15 protein-coding genes and 1 pseudogene are annotated in these 16,738 nt (G+C 70.7%); 8 read left to right on the top strand and 8 right to left on the bottom strand.

What is annotated here, in order from left to right:
- Positions 1–18: 18 nt before the first annotated feature.
- On the bottom strand, positions 19–690 hold the full coding sequence (locus tag GON06_RS14040) for a GAP family protein (protein WP_157312861.1): 672 nt from the start codon (positions 688–690) through the stop codon (positions 19–21).
- Positions 691–701: 11 nt separating this feature from the next.
- Positions 702–2,354, bottom strand: coding sequence for a SulP family inorganic anion transporter (locus GON06_RS14035; RefSeq protein WP_332837564.1), 1,653 nt, complete (start codon positions 2,352–2,354; stop codon positions 702–704).
- A gap of 128 nt (positions 2,355–2,482) precedes the next feature.
- On the opposite strand from GON06_RS14035, the gene GON06_RS14030 reads away from it, so the two are divergent.
- Positions 2,483–2,641 carry a hypothetical protein gene (locus tag GON06_RS14030; RefSeq protein ID WP_157312859.1) on the top strand — a complete coding sequence of 53 codons (159 nt, stop codon included), beginning with the start codon at positions 2,483–2,485 and terminating at the stop codon, positions 2,639–2,641.
- A 126-nt stretch (positions 2,642–2,767) separates the two neighbouring features.
- Positions 2,768–3,997: an ankyrin repeat domain-containing protein gene (locus tag GON06_RS14025; RefSeq protein WP_157312858.1), complete on the top strand. Its 1,230-nt coding sequence runs from the start codon at positions 2,768–2,770 to the stop codon at positions 3,995–3,997.
- Between the two features lie 7 nt (positions 3,998–4,004).
- On the opposite strand, the gene GON06_RS14020 is transcribed toward GON06_RS14025, so the two are convergent.
- A complete protein-coding gene (locus GON06_RS14020) occupies positions 4,005–5,423 on the bottom strand; it encodes a 2-isopropylmalate synthase (RefSeq protein ID WP_157312857.1) in 1,419 nt (472 codons plus the stop codon).
- 164 nt (positions 5,424–5,587) lie between these two features.
- Between GON06_RS14020 and GON06_RS14015 the strand changes: the two genes are divergently transcribed.
- Both GON06_RS14015 and GON06_RS14010 read left to right on the top strand, forming a co-directional pair.
- On the top strand, positions 5,588–6,283 hold the full coding sequence (locus tag GON06_RS14015) for a FadR/GntR family transcriptional regulator (protein ID WP_157312856.1): 696 nt from the start codon (positions 5,588–5,590) through the stop codon (positions 6,281–6,283).
- A complete protein-coding gene (locus tag GON06_RS14010) occupies positions 6,280–7,146 on the top strand; it encodes an ABC transporter ATP-binding protein (protein WP_232528470.1) in 867 nt (288 codons plus the stop codon). Before GON06_RS14015 ends, GON06_RS14010 begins: the two co-directional genes overlap by 4 nt.
- Before the next feature lie 7 nt (positions 7,147–7,153).
- Here GON06_RS14010 and GON06_RS14005 read toward each other — a convergent pair whose 3' ends face one another.
- The 3 genes and pseudogenes from GON06_RS14005 to GON06_RS13995 all read right to left on the bottom strand — a co-directional run bounded on the left by GON06_RS14005 (position 7,154) and on the right by GON06_RS13995 (position 12,806).
- Complete coding sequence (locus GON06_RS14005; protein ID WP_157312995.1) at positions 7,154–10,540, bottom strand: error-prone DNA polymerase; 3,387 nt, start codon at positions 10,538–10,540, stop codon at positions 7,154–7,156.
- A 1,112-nt stretch (positions 10,541–11,652) separates the two neighbouring features.
- Positions 11,653–12,072: pseudogene (locus GON06_RS19175) on the bottom strand (Y-family DNA polymerase); the annotation flags it as partial.
- 14 nt (positions 12,073–12,086) lie between these two features.
- Positions 12,087–12,806 carry a hypothetical protein gene (locus tag GON06_RS13995; protein WP_157312854.1) on the bottom strand — a complete coding sequence of 240 codons (720 nt, stop codon included), beginning with the start codon at positions 12,804–12,806 and terminating at the stop codon, positions 12,087–12,089.
- Positions 12,807–12,908: 102 nt separating this feature from the next.
- Here GON06_RS13995 and GON06_RS13990 point away from each other — a divergent pair, with 102 nt between their 5' ends.
- From GON06_RS13990 to GON06_RS13975, 4 genes are read left to right on the top strand one after another with little or no spacing between them, the layout of a single operon-like run.
- Positions 12,909–13,199 carry a DUF1905 domain-containing protein gene (locus tag GON06_RS13990; RefSeq protein WP_157312853.1) on the top strand — a complete coding sequence of 97 codons (291 nt, stop codon included), beginning with the start codon at positions 12,909–12,911 and terminating at the stop codon, positions 13,197–13,199.
- Between the two features lie 57 nt (positions 13,200–13,256).
- The gene (locus GON06_RS13985; protein WP_157312852.1) at positions 13,257–13,727 is read left to right on the top strand and encodes a prepilin peptidase; all 471 of its coding nucleotides are present in this window, start codon (positions 13,257–13,259) and stop codon (positions 13,725–13,727) included.
- 25 nt (positions 13,728–13,752) lie between these two features.
- On the top strand, positions 13,753–13,968 hold the full coding sequence (locus GON06_RS13980) for a response regulator (protein WP_157312851.1): 216 nt from the start codon (positions 13,753–13,755) through the stop codon (positions 13,966–13,968).
- Positions 13,961–14,581, top strand: coding sequence for a CYTH domain-containing protein (locus GON06_RS13975; protein ID WP_157312850.1), 621 nt, complete (start codon positions 13,961–13,963; stop codon positions 14,579–14,581). Before GON06_RS13980 ends, GON06_RS13975 begins: the two co-directional genes overlap by 8 nt.
- Before the next feature lie 64 nt (positions 14,582–14,645).
- Here the strand turns inward: GON06_RS13975 and lpdA are convergent, their stop codons facing one another.
- Positions 14,646–16,043: a dihydrolipoyl dehydrogenase gene (lpdA, locus tag GON06_RS13970; protein WP_157312849.1), complete on the bottom strand. Its 1,398-nt coding sequence runs from the start codon at positions 16,041–16,043 to the stop codon at positions 14,646–14,648.
- Between the two features lie 9 nt (positions 16,044–16,052).
- Positions 16,053–16,724 (bottom strand): copper resistance CopC family protein, encoded by a 672-nt coding sequence (locus GON06_RS13965; protein ID WP_332837562.1) that lies wholly within the window; start codon positions 16,722–16,724, stop codon positions 16,053–16,055.
- Between the last annotated feature and the right edge of the window lie 14 nt (positions 16,725–16,738).

Genomic DNA, 16,738 nt, shown 5'->3' with positions numbered 1-16,738 from the left:
TGTTCGGTCGTTCCGAAATCAGAAGCTGCCGATGCCCTTGCCGATGAGGTTCACACCGATGACAAGGAGCAATACTGCCATGATGACGGCGTTCTCCTGCACCAGCCACTCCCGGACTTTGTCGAGCGTTTCGCGCAGGCGGTCGGCGGCGAGCAGGTAGCCGACGACGGGGATCAGCACGGTGGATGCGCCGAGGAGCACGAAGATGACGATCACGGCGGTCTGCTCTCCGCCTGCGAGTCCTGCTGAGCCGATCGTCACTCCCGCGCTCACGGCGAGCAGCAGGTTCTTCGGGTTGACGGCGGAGAGCAGCAGCGCCAGACCCGCCGCCTTGCCGAAGTTCATGGTGTCGATGGCCTTCATCCAGCCGGGCATTGTCGGCTCGACACCGGCTTTGGGGCGTCCGCGCCACTGGCGGACGGCGAGGAGGAGCAGCCCTGCACCCAGGACGATCTGGATGACGCCCTGGATCGGCTTGGACGCACCTTCGTCGTCCTGCGGGAGCACGGCGGACAGCAGCGTGAAGATCGTGACGGCCAGGGCGATGCCCACGACCCAGCCGAGCAGGAACCCGACGCTGGTCGTGCGGGCCTTCGGCGAGAGCAGCATCAGGATCGCGGCGATGATCGGGATCGGGCTGACTGCCACACCGATCGCGAGGGGGAGGATGTCGCCGATGACGGAACCCATGTCGTGTCCTTTCAGCTGCCGGCCAGCGCCGTGACCGCGGCGCGGTTGGTCGGGTACGTGTCGTGATCGCCGAGCAGGCCGAGCTTCACGAGCCGGTCGTGGGTCTGCGGCCGCATCCGGCTGAACGACAGCGACACCTGCTGCTGCTCGAGCCAGCCCTGCAACGACTCGAACGCCTCGGCGCCCGTGACGTCGACGTCGGTGACGGCCTCCATGTCGAGCACGACGTGCTTCACCGGTCCGTTGCCTGCGTCATCCGCCGACGTGACGGCCTTCTTGACGGCATCACTGAACACGGAGCCGTTGGCGAAGAACAACGGAGCGGCCATCCGGACCACGACCACGCCCGGCGCGGTGACGGTGCCCTCGGGCGCCTCGTCCAGCAGCGACCGCGAGACCTGGTCGTCGACCTTGAGCACGTCGATCGCCGGGGCGGCCGCGCGCTTGGCCATGTTGATCAGCGCGAGCACGAAGGCGACCACGATGCCGGGGATCGACCCGACGAACAGGGTGACCAGGAAGCAGACGGCGCCGATGGTGAACTCGAACCGGTCGGTCGCCCAGAGCTGGCGGAACTCCTTGACGCCCAGCAGCGGCAGCACCGCGACGCCGACGATGGCGCCGATGGCCGGGCTCGGGATGTCGGCCAGCAGCGCTGTGCCGAAGAGCAGCAGGAGCAGGGTGCCGACGGCGAGCACCAGCGACGGGAGCTGGGTGCGGGAGCCGGCCTGATCCATCGCCGCGGTGCGGCTGGTGGAGGAGCCCATCATGAACGAGCCGCTCGCGCCGGCGGCGACGTTCGCGGCGCCGAAGGCGAGCAGGTCGCGGTTGGGGCTGGTCGAGTAGCCGCGCTTCTCGCCGTACGACCGGGAGACGAGCAGGCCCTCGGCCACGGTGACCATGGTCAGGGCGATCGCGGACGGGATCAGCGCGAACCAGGTGCTCCAGTCGAGGATCGGCCAGGTGAGGGTCGGCGGACCTGCCGGCACCTCGCCGAGCACGGAGACCCCCGCCTTGTCGGCGTGCGTGAGGAGCACCACGACCGTGGCGACCACCATCACGACGAGTGCCCAGGGCACGACCGGGGCGATCCGCCGGCCGAGCAGCAGGATGAGCACACCGCAGACCGAGATGAGCAGCGACCACACATTGACGGTGCCCAGTCCCTGCACGAGTCCGGTGAGCTTCTCGACGAACTCGCCACCGGAGTCGATCTTCACGCCGAGCATCTTGGCGATCTGCGAGACCAGGATGTCGAGCGCCAGTCCGCCGACGAAGCCGACCAGGATCGGCTTGGAGAGGAAGTTCGCCAGGAAGCCGAGCTTGAACACCGACATCAGCATGAGCATGACGCCGCAGATGACGGCCTGCGCCATCGCCATGACCAGGTAGTTCTGCGATCCCGCGGTGGCGAGCCCGCCGATCGACGACGCGACCAGGGCGGCGGCCGCGGCATCCGGCGAGGCGACCAGCTGACGGCTCGAGACGATCAGCGCCCAGACGATGGTGGGCACGACGAGGGCGTAGAGCCCCGCGGTCGCCGGGAGACCCGCGATCTGCGCGTACCCGATGTTCAGGGGGATCGCGATGGCGATGAGGGTGACCCCGGCGAGGACTTCACGGGCGAAGTTCTTGCGGGTGAGTCCGGCAAGGGGGCGTTGCACCGGGGACCTCCTGAATCGTCGGTGTGACGTTAGCAGGAGAGTATCGTGCGCCGGTCGCCGCGCGTGCGCCATTCATCCCGATCGGGTGAAACCGCCGTGGGCATGCGGGGGCGTTCTACTCTGGAGACATGGAGATGAAGGACGAGCGCAGCGACGCGGATCGCGCGGCCGATGCCGAGGAGGCGCTGCGCGAGGCCGACGCCGCGGTCGCCGCTGCGAAGGCCGAGGCGGAGCGCTGGGGAGGCGCGGACAAGCGTCCGGCCGAGCCCCGGGACCGGCACTGGTGAGCTCGCCGGAGCGATCACGGCCTCCGGCGCATCATCTGATCGGCTGAGCCGGTCGATCCTGTCGGCCGATGTCGTGGGCCGAGGCGTGACGGGAGACTGGACGTCCCGTCCCCGTCAGGAGCCCCCATGCGTCATCTCGCGCGCAGAGTCCTCGCCGTCACCGGCCTCGCCGTCGCCGCGGCATCCGCCCTCGCCGCGTGCGCGCCGGCCGCCGCACCGCGGCATCCGCCCTCGTCGTCCGCGCCGACGCCGAGCGCGCAGGACCTGCTGGATGCTGCACTGCGCGACGCCGCCTGGCAGAACGACGTCACTGCAGCGACGGAACTCGTCGCGCAGGGCGCCGATGTGAACGCGAAGGACGACACCGCGCAGTCGGCATATCTCGTGTCGACCAGCGAGGGGTATCTCGACCTGCTGCGGCTCGCGCTCGCGAACGAGGCGCTGATCGACGACAAGGACAGCTGGAACGGCACGGGCCTGATCCGGGCGGCCGAGCGCGGCCACGGGTACATCGTCGGGCAGCTGCTGCAGGCAGGCATCGATCGTGACCACGTGAACCGGATCGGGTATCAGGCGATCCACGAGGCCGTGATCTTCGGACAGGACAGCGAGACCTACCACCTGACCGTCCGCGCACTCGTCGCCGGCGGCGCGGAGCTCGACCGGCCGTCCGGCACCGAAGGGCGCACGCCGCTGCAGATGGCCGAGCAGCAGGGGCTGGACGGCACCCGCTCGATCCTCGAGGCGGCTGCGGACGGTGCGGCCCCAGCCGACCCCGATACCGCGCTGCTGGCCGCCGCGGACGACGGCGATGCGGATGCCGCGATGCTGGCGCTCCGCGCAGGCGCCGACCTCGAGGCGCGCGATGCCGAGCTGCAGCGCACGCCGCTGATGCACGCGGTGATGGCCGACCGGGTCGAGGTCGCGCAGCTGCTCGTCGCGCTGGGCGCCGACCCCGACGCGTTCGACCACCGCAAGGACACCCCGTGGGTGATGACGGGCGTGACCGGCAGTGTGCGGATGCTGGAGGCGCTGCTGCCGGGCGAGCCCGATCTCGCGATCCTCAACCGCCGCGGAGGGACGCCGGCGAACCCGGCCGCCGAGCGCGGGCACGCCGACTACATCGATCGTGTGGTGCAGCTGGACATCGATCTGAACCACGTGAACACCAACGGATGGACCGCGATCCAGGAGGCCGTCGTCTTCGGCGGCGGCGACGGGAACGCACAGCGGATCGTGAAGACGCTGCTCGCGGCCGGCGCCGATCCCGGCATCCGCGACGCCCAGGGGCGCACGGCGCTCGACAACGCCCGCCGGCTGGGGTTCGGCGAGATCGTGGCGATCCTCGGCGGCTGATCGCTGCTCAGGCGGCGGACGCGCGCAGCATCCGGAGCACCTCCTCGGCGGTCACCTCCCGGCCGGTTTCATCGGTGTGGCGCTGCACCCGTCGTGCGATCTCGATCTGCTCGTCCCTGGTCAGCACGATGCCGTAGGCGCTCTCGAGCAGGTGCGCGACGCCGCCTTTCCCGGACTGGGAGTTGACCCGGATGACCTCCTCGTAGCCGCGTCCGATGTCGGCCGGGTCGATCGGCAGGTACGGCACCTTCCAGGAGATCTCGCGCTCGTCGCGGCCCTCGGCCGCGGCTCGGGCACGATGCTCGGCGAGGCCCTTCCGGATCGCGTCCTGGTGCGTGCCGCTGAAGGCGGTGTGCACCAGCGAGCCGACGTAGGGGTGCCGCGGGTGCACTTCGATGCGGTTGCAGTGCTCGACCGTGCGGCGGATCTCGTCGATGTCGGAGAAGTCGATCATCGGGTCGACGCCCTGCGCATGCAGGTTCAGCGCGAGGGTGGCGAGATCGACGTTCCCGGTGCGCTCGCCGTTGCCGAAGACGCACCCCTCGACGCGCTGCGCGCCGGCGAGGACGGCCAGTTCGGCGCACGCGACGCCCGTCCCGCGGTCGTTGTGCGGATGGACGGAGAGGATGACGGCCTCTCGGCGTGCGAGATGGCGGTGCATGTACTCGATCTGGTCGGCGTACACGTTCGGGGTCGCGATCTCGACCGTGGCCGGCAGATTGAGGATGGCCGGCCGGTCGGGGGAGGCGTCCCAGAGCCCCGTCATGGCATTGCAGATCTCCAGCGCGAAGTCCGGTTCGGTCTGGTTGAACACCTCGGGGGAGAACTCGAACCGCACGTTCGGCAGGTCTCCCGCCAGGCGCAGCACGTCGCGCCCGCCGGCCAGGATCAGTTCGCGCAATTCGCTCCTGTCCCGTCCGAGCACGACGTCTCGCCAGATCGGCGCCGTCGCGGTGTAGAGGTGGATGACGACGGGGTTCCGGATGCCGGCGATCGAGGCGACCGTCCGCTCGATGAGGTCGCGTCGTGCCGGGGTGAAGACGACGATCGTCACGTCGTCCGGGGCGATGTCCGTCTCTGCGATCAGGCGCACGAAGTCGAAGTCGGTCTGCGATGCCGAGGGATATCCGACCTCGATCTCCTTGTACCCCATCGCGACGAGGAGCTCGAAGAAGCGGCGCTTGCGCGCCGGATCCATCGGCTCGGCGAGAGCCTGGTTGCCGTCACGCAGATCGACCGGCACCCAGAGCGGCGCGACGGTGAACCGGGTCGACGGCCACAGGCGGTCCTGCAGGGGCACGTCGACGCGGGAGAAGACATCGCGATAGCGGTGCGCCGGCATCTGCGAGTGCCGCTGGGGATTCCAGTGCGGTGCGCCGTGCGGGATCGGTCCGGACGGTGTGGACAGAGTGGGGAACGTGCTCATGGATCTCTTCCTTCGGTCGATGCTGTCGACCGGCGACGACGAACCCCCACGGCGGGGGAGCCGGTCGTGTCAGGCCCCGCCGTGGCGGTGAAGGAGAAGGGATCCCTGGGGAAGCATGGCTAGACTGTAACACAACTCCTCAGACAAGCAGAGAGGTTTGGTTTATGGCGCAAGTGGTGCGGGAGACGTTGGCCGAACGGGCGGCGCAGCTGCTGCTCGAGCGCATCGGGGCCGGGGAATGGGCGCTCGGCGAGCGGCTGCCAGGCGAGACGACCCTGGCGCCGCAGCTCGGCGTCGGGCGCTCCACGGTTCGCGAGGCGATCCGTCAGCTCGCGGGCCGGGGCGTGCTCGTGACCCGGCAGGGCGCGGGCGTGTTCGTCTCGGCGCTCGAGCCGCGTGACGACTGGGACGAGGTGCTCCGCCGCGCCGACATCCTCGCGGTCATCGAGACGCGCACGGCGATCGAGAGCGAGGCCGCCGCGCTCGCCGCGCGTCGGCGCACCCCGGCGGATGTGCGCGTGCTGCGCCGCGCGCTGTCGGCCAGGGATCTCTCCCGCCCGCAGGAGGGCGACGGGAGCCCGCGGGCGATGATCGAGGCGCACGTGGATGCCGATCTTGCGCTGCACAGGGCGATCGTCGTGGCCGCGCACAATCCGGTGCTCACCGAGTTGTTCGACACTCTCACACCGCGCCTCCGCATGGCGATGACGGACATGCTGAGGATGCGGTCCTCCTACGGAGACGCGCCGGACCACGACGCGCACGCGCTGCTCGTGGAAGCGGTCGCGGGCGGCGACGCGGATGCCGCGGCGGCTCTCAGCCGCGCTCATCTGGCCGGTCTGGCCGAGGCGCTGGCATGACGGCGGCCGACCCGTTGGTGGCGACGGCGGCGCAACCGGTATCCATGACGAAGCCGACCTTCGAATCCGCATCCGCGGCTTCTCCCGTCCTCGAGCTGCGTGACGTGCACTTCCGCCGCGGCGGTCGTGCGATCCTCCGCGACATCACCTTCCGCGTGCAGGCGGGCGAGAGATGGGCGCTGCTCGGGCCGAACGGCGCGGGCAAGAGCACGATCCTGGGGTTCTGCGGGGCGCTGACGCATCCGAGCGAGGGGACCGTCGACGTGCTGGGCAGCAGGATCGGCCGAGTCGACCTGCAGGCGCTGCGCCGGCGGATCGGGCACGTGAATCCGCGGCATCCGCTGGACTCGCCGCTGTCGGCGACCGAGGTGGTGCTCACCGGCATCACCGGGACGGTGGAGACGCCGATGCGCTGGGTGCCGCAGGGCGACGAGGTGGAGCGCGCACAGGCGATGCTCGACGTCGTAGGGCTCGGCGCCCGTCGAGAGGCGAACTGGTTCACGATGTCGCAGGGTGAGCGGGGCCGGGTGCTGATCGCCCGCGCGCTCGTGATCCGGCCCGACCTGCTGCTGCTCGACGAGCCGACGACCGGACTCGACGTCGCCGCCAGGGAGCAGTTCCTCGAGACCGTGGACGGACTCGTCCGGCACGATCCGGAGATGACCAGCATCCTGGTGACGCATCACCTCGAGGAGCTGCCGGAGACGACCACGCACGCCCTGGTCATCTCCGACGGCGCGGTGGTCGCGGCGGGAGCGGTCGACCAGGTGCTGACCACCGACACGATCACGCGCGCGTTCCGGCATCCGATCGACGTCGCGAAGCATCGCGGCCGCTGGTCGGCGCGGGCGCGGCGGGGATGATCGTCGCTCAGCGGAAGTCCCGGGAGCGGTGCTCCAGTCCGGTGCGCAGATCCTCGAAGGCGTCGGCCAGCAGGTTGGCGACGCCCTCGGGGGAGCGCTCCAGGATGCCGCGCACGATGAGCGCGGGGGAGTCGCGGGCGATCCGGCGGTAACGGCCCCAGACACCGGCTGAGCAGATCACGTTCACCAGGCCGTGCTCGTCCTCGAGGTTCAGGAACGTGATGCCGCTGGCTGTCGCCGGTCGCTGCCGGTGCGTGACGATGCCGGCCACCTCGATCCGACGGCCCTGATCGTGGGTGCGCAGCCGTTCGGAGGTCAGCACTCCGCGCTCGGTCAGCGCGGCGCGGAAGTGCGCCATCGGATGGTCGTCGGTGGACACCCCGGTCGCCCAGAGATCCGCCGACAGCCGCTCGTACCCGGTCTGGTCGGGGAACAGCGGCGGCTGCACGGCGATCGTCGTGCCCGGCAGATAGCGGGCGCGGTCCTCGGCGGCCGTGCCCGCCGTCCAGATCGCCTCGCGCCGGCTCAGCCCCAGGCATTCGAACGCGCCTGCCGTGGCGAGCGCCTCGAGCTGGGCGGCGGTGGCATCCGTGCGTCGTACGAGGTCATGCAGATCGCGGAACGGACCGTCCTGTTCGCGGGAGGCGACGATCCGCTCGGCCAGGGGCGTGCCGATCCCTCGGACCCCGGAAAGGCCGAGGCGCACTGCGAAGCGGCCGTCCCGCCGATGCGCGGCGGACTCGTCGGGCGCTGTGCGGTCGAAGGGGGCGATCGCGGGCTGAGGGGCCGCGAGGCAGGCATCAAGGCCGGTGGGGGCGGTGCCGTCCTCGATCCGCTCCAGCGTCTCGGTGGCACCGGAGAGGTGCAGGTCGGGGCGCAGCACCGTGACGCCGTGTCTGCGGGCGTCGGAGGTCAGCGTCGAGGCCGAGTAGAACCCCATCGGCTGCGACCGCAGGAGCCCCGCGAGGAACGCTGCCGGGTAGTGCAGCTTCAGCCACGAGCTGGCGTACACGAGCAGGGCGAAGGACAGGGAGTGCGACTCGGCGAAGCCGAAGTTCGAGAACGCCTGGATCTGCGCGTAGATGCGATCGGAGGCCTCCTTGCTGAGGCCCCGTCGTGCCATCCCCGCGTACAGCGACTCACTGATGCGCTCGATCTTCTCCATCCCGCGCTTGGAGCCCATCGCACGCCGCAGCAGATCGGCCTCGTCGGCTGTGCAGTCGCCGAGCGTCGTGGCCATCTGGATCAGCTGCTCCTGGAACACCGGGATGCCCAGGGTGCGCTTCAGGACGGGCTCGAGATCGGGATGGGCGTAGGTCACTTCGTCCTGACCCATCTTCCGCCGCACGAAGGGGTGCACGGCGCCGCCCTGGATGGGCCCGGGCCGGATGAGGGCGATCTGCACAGCCAGCTCGTAGAACTCCCGGGGCTGCAGCCGGGGGAGCAGTCCCATCTGCGCCCTGGACTCCACCTGGAACACGCCGATCGAGTCGGCCCGGCAGAGCATGTCGTACACCGCCGGCTCCTCCTTGGGGAGCGAGGCGAGCGTCCAGACCTCTCCGGTGGCCTCCTCGACGAGGTCGAAGCAGTGCCGCAGCGCGGCCAGCATCCCCAGACCCAGCAGGTCGAACTTCACCAGCCCCATCGAGGCGGCGTCGTCCTTGTCCCACTGGATGACGGTGCGGTCCTCCATCCGCGCGTGCTCGACGGGCACCACCTCGCCGACCGGCTGCGCGGTCAGCACCATCCCGCCGGAGTGGATGCCGAGATGCCGGGGAGCCTTCAGCAGCTCACCGGCGTAGGCGAGGACGTCATCGGGGATGTCGTTGCCCTCGGCCACTTCGATCCCCGCGCTCCACCCGTCGACCTGCTTCGACCAGGCGTCCTGCTGGCCGGGGGAGTGCCCGAGCGCGCGTGCCATGTCGCGCACCGCGTTCTTCGGCCGGTACTGGATGACGTTGGCCACCTGCGCGGCGCGATCACGGCCGTAGGTCTGGAACACCCACTGGATGATCTCCTCGCGCCGGCCGGAGTCGAAGTCCACATCGATGTCGGGCTCCTCGGTGCGCGTGGTGGCGAGGAACCGCTCGAAGGGGAGACGGTACAGGATCGGATCGACCGCGGTGATGCCCAGCAGATAGCAGACCGCGCTCGCTGCGGCCGACCCCCGGCCCTGGCAGAGGATGCCCCGGCGCCGTGCCTCTTCGACGATGCCGTGCACGATGAGGAAGTACCCGGGGAAGTCCTTCTCCTCGATGACGTTCAGTTCCCGCTCGATGCGCGAGCGGCCGTCGGCGTCGAGCCTGGGATACCGCTCCGGCACCGCCGCCCACACGAGATCGCGCAGATGCTGCATCGGAGGGACGCCGCCGGGGGTGTCCAGCCGGGGCAGATCGGGCTTCGCCCGGCGCAGCGGGAAGGCGCAGTCCTCCGCGATCCGCAGGCTCTGCGCGATCGCGCCGGGGTACCGGCGGAAACGCGCCGTCATCTCCGCCCCGCTGCGCAGATGCGCGGAGCCGTGCACCGGCAGCCAGCCGTCCAGGTCGTCCATGCTGCGGGTGGCGCGCACGGATGCCACGGCCTCGGCGAGCCCGGCCTGCGCGGGGGCGGCGTAGTGCACGTTGTTGGTCGCCACGATCGGCAGACGCAGTTCGGAGGCCAGGGAGGCCAGGGCGTCGTTGCGGCCGGTGTCGCCGGGATCGCCGTGGTCGATGAGCTCGACGACGACCTGGTCCCTGCCGAACAGGTCAACCAGGCGCCGCAGCGGTGTCTGCGCATCGCCCCGGGCGAGTCCTCGGCGCACCCCGCCCTTGCGGCATCCGGTGAGGATGGTCCAGTGGCCCTCCGCGCTCGCCGCGAGCTCGTCCAGGTCGTAGACGGGGCGCCCCTTCTCGCCGCCGCGCAGCTGCGCCTGCGTGATGGACCAGGAGAGCCTCCGATAGCCCTCCAGGCCACGCGCGAGCACGAGCAGGTGGTCGCCGACGGGATCGGGGATGCCGTTCTGCGGGGTGGGCAGGTCGAGGGAGAGCTCGGCGCCGTACACCGTCTGCACGCCGGTCAGCTCGGCGACCTCGGCGAACCGCGCGGCGCCGTAGAACCCGTCGTGGTCGGTGATCGCGAGGGCCGTGAGCCCCAGGCGCTCGGCCTCGGCGAGCAGATCGTCGGGGGAGGAGGCGCCGTCGAGGAAGGAGAACGACGAGTGCGCGTGCAGTTCGGCGTAGGGGACGGCGTCGTCGGGGCGGTCCACCGGCGGCGGGGTGATGGGTGCACGGTGCCGGCTGAGCGGGCCGGGGTCGACGCGGGTGCCGAGGGGCTCGGCGGACGGCGGGGCGGTGGGGTCGCTGAGCGTTCGCTCCAGCTCCGCCCAGGTGAGATCGGGGTTGTGCCAGCCCATCAGCGGTACCGTCCCTCCGCGAGCCACCCCTCATCCGAGAGCACGACCAGCCAGGCCCGCTGGCGCTCGTCGACCAGCTGGAAGCGATGCCCGCTGCGGGAGCGAGCGGCATCCCAGCGGTGCTCCCGCACCGGCCACGGCCCCGCCCAGGAGGCCACCGCAGCGTCCTCGACGAAGGCGGGCGGGGCCGAGAGCGTGCCCCGCTCGTCGACCTCGATGGCGTCGTCTCCGGCCGCGCGCACCCGGATCGGCCGCGGCGGGTCGAACACCTCGGCCGGATGCGGACCGGGAATGCTCCCCGGCCAGGAGAGGGCAGGGTCGCGCGGGGCGACGGAACGTTCGCCCCAGGGGGTGAGCACCTGCCGGTCGGTCAGCCAGCGGCCGCCGGCCAGTGTCGCGGTGACGACGCCGCGATGCCCCACGATCGTCTGCACCCGGGAGAGGGCGTGGTGCAGACGCTCATCGCTCGCCTGGCCGAACAGCGCAGGCTGGTGATGCGCGGCGTCGTCGATCGCCACCGGGGTGATGCGCACCCCCACGATCCCGCGGAACGCATGAGCGGCGTCATGGTCGTCGTCGCGGCCCTCTGCGGCGAGAGCCTCGAGCTGCCAGCGCACCCGGTCGACGAGGTCGGCGGCTTCGAAACAGGTCGGATGCAGCCAGGTGCGCGAGTTCACCCTGCCGTCGTCGTCGGTCAGATCGATGCGCACCTCGGTGCATACCGCGGAGGCGTCGGCCAGCGCCAGCATCACGGCATCCGCTGTCTGCCGCACGGCGAAGGCGATCTGATCGGCCTGCCCGAGCGGGGTGTCGAACGAGATCTCCCCGGCGAGTTCGGGATCGGGCGGACGGTGCTGGATCGGGCGGGAGTCCGATCCCTGCGCGAGGGCGTGCAGCCGCGCGCCGTGCTCGCCGAACCGATCGCGCACCGCTCCTTCGCCCAGCGCGGCGAACTCGCTCAGAGTGTGCACTCCGAGACGGGCCAGCAGGCTGGCCAGCTCTTCGTCGCCGAGGGCGGTCACGGGAACGGGGGCGAGGAAGTCACGCGACCCGCCGGCGGGCACGATCACCCGGCGGGCGGATTCCCCTTCGGCGCGCAGTGCCGCGAGCTCGGCGGTGAACGCGCCGTCGGCGACGCCGATCAGTGCTTCGGGATACCCCTCCTCGGCGAGCACTGCGAGCAGCGCGTCGGCGGCCTCGGCTTCGCCGCCGTGGAACCTGGACACGCCCCGCGAGCGCAGCGCTGCCGCGCCGGGGCGCAGCAGCAGCACCCCGGGGGCGTGCTGCTCGATGAGGCGCAGCACCGGGACGAACGCCCTTTCGTCCTGAGCGGGATCGTGCGGCAGCATCCGCAGTGCAGGGGCGCGCCCCTGGGCGAGCCGCCGGCGCTGGCCGACGCGCACGCCCAGCGCGCGTGCCGAGGCTGTGCACGCGACGACGGTGTTCTGCCGCACCAGGGCGACCGGCGGATGCGGCGGCGGCTCGCCCAGCACCGCTCGCAGCGGCCAGTCGGGGAACCGCAGCACGTGCATCCTGCTCGGGGGGATCATCCCGCCGCCGCCCATCTCGTGTCGAGGGGGATCGGAGCCGGTGCCGTCTGCTCGACCTGCTCCACGGCGCCGAGCCGCCCTGGCAGGCGCACCCGCACGCTCTGCGGCCGCGGGCGGGTGCGGGTCTGCGCCGTGACGGTCACCGTGCGGTCCTCGAGCAGTCCCCATCCCTCGCCCAGGCCCTCCCACTGCGGGTCGTGCAGGCTGATCAGACCCTCGCTCTGCGGCCAGGGCGAGGTGGCCAGCACCGTGCAGCCACGGTCGCGCAGCCGCGCGGCGAGGCGGGCCGCCTCGGCATCCTGCGGCAGCGATCCTGGGTGCACTGCGATGAGCGGGACGATCTCGGCCAGTGCCGACACCACGGCCAGCCAGCGCGGACCGGGCTCGGGGACGAGCACCAGGCGCTCGAGGTCGATCCCCGCGGCGGCTGCGGCCTCGACGCCGAGGTCGGGCAGGCCGACCGCCGCGCACCACGAGCCGCGCTGGGAGGAGGCGCTGAGCAGGGCGAAGAGCAGGCTCAGTGAGGGCGAGACCGAGTACACCGTTCCTGCGGCGAGGCCTCCGCCGGGCAGGATCTGCTCCAGCGCGGGCGGCACCGGCAGCACCTTCTCGTCGCTGCGCACCCGCTGCATCCGCCCGATCTCGCGGCGCAGACGCAGGATCTCTCCCGCCCGCTCATCGGCGGGGGAGAGTGCTCGCAGAGTGCCGATCCCCATGCATCCATCCTCGAAGAGATATTCGAAAAGAACAAGTTCATCTCAGATCGTAAGTAGGACATCCGACATCGCTCTTCGAAGACTCCGGACTACTCTGGGGGCATGCGGATCGAGTACGAGAGCGACGTCGTCCGATGGGACGCCAGGGCCGAGGCCTGGTTCTTCGCGGTCATGCCTGAGGAGCTCTCGCGGGAGATCAGGGAGCTGCCCTCACCGCCGCGCGGGTTCGGATCGCTGCGGGTGCGCGCACGGATCGGCGGCACAGAATGGGCCACCTCGATCTTCCCCGGTCGCGACGGGTACGTGCTGCCCCTGAAGAAGCAGGTGCGCAGCGCAGAGGCGATCGAGGAGGGCGGCACCGTGCTCGTCGAGCTCGAGATCCTCGACCTCTGAACGCCGGTTATCCACATGGCGTTCCCGCCCGCCGTCCGTCTCGCCTAGCCTGCGAGGATGACCCTCCACGACCTCATCGCCGTCCTGGTGCACGTCGCCCTGGCCGGTGTCGGGGCGTGGCTGCTCGTCATCGATGCCCGCACCCACCGGCTGCCGAACCGCATCGTGCTGCCGACGCTCGGCGCGCTGCTGGTGCTCGTCGGCGTGGAGGCGCTCCTGACCGGCGACGTCGCGCGGATCGTGCGATCGCTGCTCGGGATGCTGCTGCTCGCAGGGTTCTACGCGGTGATGCGGCTGACCAGCAGGCAGGGGGTCGGCGGCGGCGACGTGAAGCTCGCGGCGGTCATCGGCCTCGTGCTGGGCTGGCACGGCTGGCAGGCGCTCGCGATCGGCGCGGCCTCCGCCTTCGTGCTCGGCGCGCTGTACGCCCTCGTACTCATGGCTCTGCGCAGAGCCGACCGCAGCACCCGCATCGCCTTCGGGCCGTGGATGATCGTCGGCGCGGCGCTCGGCATCGCGATCGGATGACGTCGCCAGGGGCTATGGTGTGCTCATGGCACTCGCGCGACTTCACGGTGGCCCGCTGGACGGGCAGATCATCCCCCTCGGCGACGATGTGGACGACAAGCTGATCGTCCCCTACAGCGAGACGCAGATCGTCTACAACCGCCGCGGTGAGCCGCAGAACACCGGCGCTAACGACGGCCCCGCCGAGCTCGACTTCTGGTACGACGAGTCCCTCGAGGACATCAATCCCGCCGATGTCTGATTCCGCGCCGTCCCGATCGGTCGAGGTCGAGCGCAAGTACGACGTCGACGCGGAGACCCCGCTTCCGGACTGGGCGTCGGTCGACGGCGTGCTCTCGGCGTCGCCGGGCGAGCTGCGAGAGCTCGACGCGCAGTACCTCGACACCGCGGAGTTCGCCCTCGCTGTCTCCGGCCACGCGCTGCGCCGACGTACCGGTGGGCCGGATGCCGGGTGGCACCTGAAGGGTCCGCGCACCGGCGACGGCCGGGTGGAGCTCGGCTGGCCGCTGGGCGAGGAGGGCGTGATCCCGGATGCGGTCGCCGAGGCGATCGCGCCGGTGCAGGTATCCGCGCTGCGGCCGATCGCACGGATCGAGAACTCCCGCACCGCCGTTCACCTGATGGGGCCCGACGGCGTGCTCGCCGAGTTCGTGGACGATCACGTGCACGCGACCGATCTGCGTGACGGATCGCGCCGCGAATGGCGGGAATGGGAGCTCGAGCTGGGCCCCGCCGCTCCCGCCGACGAGGCAGGACGGCAGGCGTTCTTCGCCGCGGCCGAGAAGGCGATCTTCGCCGCCGGCGCCCGCGACGCCTCCTCGGGGTCGAAACTCGCCCGCGCGCTCGGTCGCTGAACGGACCCTGCAGACGCAGAGAGGGCCGAGCGGAATTCCGCTCGGCCCTCTCTGCGTCTGTCGATCAGAGGTTGATCATGTGACCCGCAAGGCCGTGGAAGGCCTCCTGCAGCGCCTCCGACAGCGTCGGGTGGGTGTGCACGTTGCGGGCGGCCTCGAGGGCGGTGAGGTCCCACTTCTGCGCGAGGGTCAGCTCGGGCAGCAGCTCGGACACGTCGGGGCCGATCAGGTGGCCGCCGATGAGCTCGAGGTGCTCGGCGTCGGCGATCAGCTTGACGAAGCCGACCGGCTCGCCGAGGCCGTTGGCCTTGCCGTTCGCGCTGAACGGGAACTTCGCGACCTTGATCTCGCGACCCTCGGCACGCGCCTGCTCCTCCGTGAGGCCGAAGCTGGCGACCTGCGGCTGGCAGAACGTCGCTCGCGGCATCATGCGGTAGTCGCCCAGAGTCATGGTCTCGGCCTTGCCGATGGTCTCGGCGGCCACGACGGCCTGCGCCTCAGCGACGTGCGCGAGCTGCAGCTTGGCGGTGACGTCGCCGATCGCGTAGATGCCCTCGACGTTGGTGCGCATGTGGTCGTCGATGTCGATCGCGCCGCGCTCGGTGAGGGCGACGCCGGTGTTCTCGAGGCCGTAGCCGTTCACGTTCGGTGCGAAGCCGACCGACATGAGCACCTTGCCCGCGGTGATCTCACCGGGCTGGCCGTCGCGGGTCTCGTAGGTGACGTGCACGGAGGAGCCGTTGTCGGTGACGGTCTTCACCGCGGTGGAGGTGAGGATGTCGACGCCGAGCTTCTTGTACTGCTTCTGGATCTCCTTCGAGACCTCGACGTCCTCGTTGGGGAGGGCGCGGTCGAGGAACTCGATGATGGTGACCTTCACGCCGTAGTTCGTCAGCACGTAGGCGAACTCCATGCCGATCGCACCCGCGCCGACGATGACGATCGACTCCGGCAGCTCGCGGGAGAGGATCTGCTCCTCGAAGGTCACGATGTTGTCGCTGAGCTGCACACCAGGCAGCAGGCGCACGGTCGAGCCGGTCGCGATGATGACGTTGTCGAAGGTGACCTCTTCGGTCGTGCCGTCCGACTTGGCGACCGAGATCGCCTTCGGCCCCGTGAACGTGCCGCGGCCGTCGTACTCGGTGACCTTGTTCTTCTTCATCAGGAAGTGGATGCCCTTGACGTGGGTGTCCGCGACCTTGCGGCTGCGGTCGAACGCCGCACCGAAGTCGAACTGCACGTCACCGGAGATGCCGAAGAACTCGGCCTTGTGGGTGAAGGTGTGCGCGATCTCCGCGTTCTTCAGGAGCGACTTCGAGGGGATGCAGCCCACGTTGAGGCAGACCCCTCCCCAGTACTTCTCCTCGATGATGGCGGTGGACAGTCCGAGCTGTGCGCTGCGGACGGCGGCGACGTAGCCGCCAGGGCCCGCGCCGAGGATGACGACATCGTAATGTGGCATGCTCTCAGCCTATCGTTCCGAGGGGTCGGTGGAGGCGGCGGCATCGTCGGATGACGCAGCGGGCTCGCCGTCGGCCGGCCTGCGGCGCATGCCCAGCCAGACGGTGATGCCGGCGACGACGAGGACGGCCACGATCAGCAGCACCCACAGCCAGATCGGCGATGCGGTGCTCGGGGCGGGCGCCGGCGTCGCGGTGACGGTCACCGTGGGAGCGGGGCTCGCTTCGGGCGTCGTCTGCTCCGGCGTCGGCGCGGTGGTCGGAGTGGGTGTGGTCACGGCCGACCCGGTGGCCGTGGTGAAGGCGTACTCCCCGGCGATCGGATGGCCGTCGGCCGAGACGACCTTCCACGCCACGTGGTAGACGCCGGCAGGGCCGCCCGCCGCGAGGGGCTGGGTGACGGTCGTCCCGTCCACGGTCGGTGCGCCGTCGGTGACGGGGCTGCCCGCGGGATCGGTCACCTGGATCATGGTGGCGCCCTCGGCATCGAGCACGTCGCCGCTGAAGGTGAGCACGAGCTGCGCGGGCAGGGTCTCGACAGTCGTGTCGGCGGCCGGGTCCGCGGAGACGAGTTCGTCGTGTGCGGAGGCCGACAGCGGGGCCACCAAGAGGAACGCGGCGGTCAGCAGCGCGGCGAACAGGGCGGCGAGCGGGATTCTTCGAGAGGACCAGGTTGTCTGCACGTCCCCAGCCTAGG

The organism is Microbacterium sp. MAH-37, assembly GCF_009758255.1.
GTDB lineage: Bacteria > Actinomycetota > Actinomycetes > Actinomycetales > Microbacteriaceae > Microbacterium.
Note: the sequence above shows the minus strand (reverse complement) of the source record. Positions and strands in the feature narration are given on the sequence as shown.

What these genes read in the sequence shown, in the direction of transcription:
- GON06_RS14040 (WP_157312861.1), bottom strand. Translation starts at nt 690, where the DNA reads ATGGGTTCCGTCATCGGCGACATCCTCCCCCTCGCGATCGGTGTGGCA.
- GON06_RS14030 (WP_157312859.1), top strand. Translation starts at nt 2,483, where the DNA reads ATGGAGATGAAGGACGAGCGCAGCGACGCGGATCGCGCGGCCGATGCC.
- GON06_RS14025 (WP_157312858.1), top strand. Translation starts at nt 2,768, where the DNA reads ATGCGTCATCTCGCGCGCAGAGTCCTCGCCGTCACCGGCCTCGCCGTC.
- GON06_RS14020 (WP_157312857.1), bottom strand. Translation starts at nt 5,423, where the DNA reads ATGAGCACGTTCCCCACTCTGTCCACACCGTCCGGACCGATCCCGCAC.
- GON06_RS14015 (WP_157312856.1), top strand. Translation starts at nt 5,588, where the DNA reads ATGGCGCAAGTGGTGCGGGAGACGTTGGCCGAACGGGCGGCGCAGCTG.
- GON06_RS14010 (WP_232528470.1), top strand. Translation starts at nt 6,280, where the DNA reads ATGACGGCGGCCGACCCGTTGGTGGCGACGGCGGCGCAACCGGTATCC.
- GON06_RS14005 (WP_157312995.1), bottom strand. Translation starts at nt 10,540, where the DNA reads ATGGGCTGGCACAACCCCGATCTCACCTGGGCGGAGCTGGAGCGAACG.
- GON06_RS13995 (WP_157312854.1), bottom strand. Translation starts at nt 12,806, where the DNA reads ATGGGGATCGGCACTCTGCGAGCACTCTCCCCCGCCGATGAGCGGGCG.
- GON06_RS13990 (WP_157312853.1), top strand. Translation starts at nt 12,909, where the DNA reads ATGCGGATCGAGTACGAGAGCGACGTCGTCCGATGGGACGCCAGGGCC.
- GON06_RS13985 (WP_157312852.1), top strand. Translation starts at nt 13,257, where the DNA reads ATGACCCTCCACGACCTCATCGCCGTCCTGGTGCACGTCGCCCTGGCC.
- GON06_RS13980 (WP_157312851.1), top strand. Translation starts at nt 13,753, where the DNA reads ATGGCACTCGCGCGACTTCACGGTGGCCCGCTGGACGGGCAGATCATC.
- GON06_RS13975 (WP_157312850.1), top strand. Translation starts at nt 13,961, where the DNA reads ATGTCTGATTCCGCGCCGTCCCGATCGGTCGAGGTCGAGCGCAAGTAC.
- lpdA (WP_157312849.1), bottom strand. Translation starts at nt 16,043, where the DNA reads ATGCCACATTACGATGTCGTCATCCTCGGCGCGGGCCCTGGCGGCTAC.